The following is a 1,028-nucleotide window of genomic DNA, read 5'->3' as shown; positions in this document are numbered from 1 at the left end:
AAAAGTGTACGACGCGTACTCATTCCACCTATTGCCAAAAATGGGCGAATTGGTCGCGAATGACGCAGAAAGCTACCGCTACCTTGCTGAATCTATTCGCATGCACCCAGACCAAGAAACTCTGGAGGGCATGATGCAAGACGCTGGCTTCGAAAACACCAAATACTACAACCTAACGGGTGGTATTGTGGCGTTGCACCGCGGTTACAAATTCTAAGGGTTAACGGCATGCCATTTGAACCTCTTATCACTGCTGTCATTGAAACTTCGCTGAACACACTGATTAAAGACGATCCTGCATTGGGTCGTCGTTTAGCGCGTCTCAAGGGCCAAGTTATCCAAGTTCACCTCAAAGAAATCGACAAGACGCTGACGTTTGTTTTCAGTCAGCAGATTGATGTGCTGGGTAACTACGAAGGTCAGCCTGACTGCTATCTCTCGTTGAACTTGAGTGTGCTGCCTGAGCTGCGTGACCAAGCCAACATCACTCGCTTGATTAAGCAAGACAAGCTTGAACTTGAAGGTGATATTCAACTGGCGCAGAAATTTTCTCAGTTGATGACCGATTGCAAACCGGACATTGAAGAGTGGTTATCTCGCGTAACAGGCGATGTAGTTGCACACACTTTGGTACAAGGCACCAAAAACGTGGGTGGTTTCTTCGTTTCTCAAGCGGAAAAACATCAGCGTCACCTTGCTCAAGTGGTCACAGAAGAGTGGAAATTGGCACCCGCACCATTGGAAGTCGCGTATTTTTGCGATCAAGTGGATGAGGTACGTAGCCAGGCTTCTCGCGTTGAAGCACGTCTTAATGCTCTATTGAGCAAAGTTGGTTCGGATAAGCCAGCGCTGGAGAAACCATGACGCCAGCAGAACTAAAGCGCTTATACCACATCATCAAAGTGCAGCTGGAATACGGCTTGGATGAGTTGTTGCCCGACCATCAACTGACCAAAGCGCCATTATTGATGCGCAAGAGCCTATTCTGGATTAAGAACCAACACCCAGAAAAACCGCGTGGCGCGCGC

General features: G+C 48.3%; 2 protein-coding genes and 1 pseudogene. All 3 read left to right on the top strand.

Annotated elements, in window-relative coordinates:
• On the top strand, positions 1-217 hold a 217-nt coding region (locus tag R8N28_RS27200), incomplete at its 5' end, for a class I SAM-dependent methyltransferase (protein ID WP_318183913.1).
• An 11-nt stretch (positions 218-228) separates the two neighbouring features.
• Entirely contained in the window at positions 229-864 is a 636-nt protein-coding gene (locus R8N28_RS27195) for an SCP2 domain-containing protein (protein ID WP_005456848.1), read from the top strand.
• Positions 861-1,028: pseudogene (ubiB, locus tag R8N28_RS27190) on the top strand (ubiquinone biosynthesis regulatory protein kinase UbiB); the annotation flags it as partial. The gene R8N28_RS27195 and the pseudogene ubiB, both read left to right, overlap by 4 nt.

The organism is Vibrio sp. Vb1554 (assembly GCF_033344235.1).
The sequence above is the reverse complement of the archived record's forward strand: the minus strand, read 5'-3'. Positions and strand labels throughout refer to the sequence as shown.

What these genes read in the sequence shown, in the direction of transcription:
- R8N28_RS27195 (WP_005456848.1), top strand. Translation starts at nt 229, where the DNA reads ATGCCATTTGAACCTCTTATCACTGCTGTCATTGAAACTTCGCTGAAC.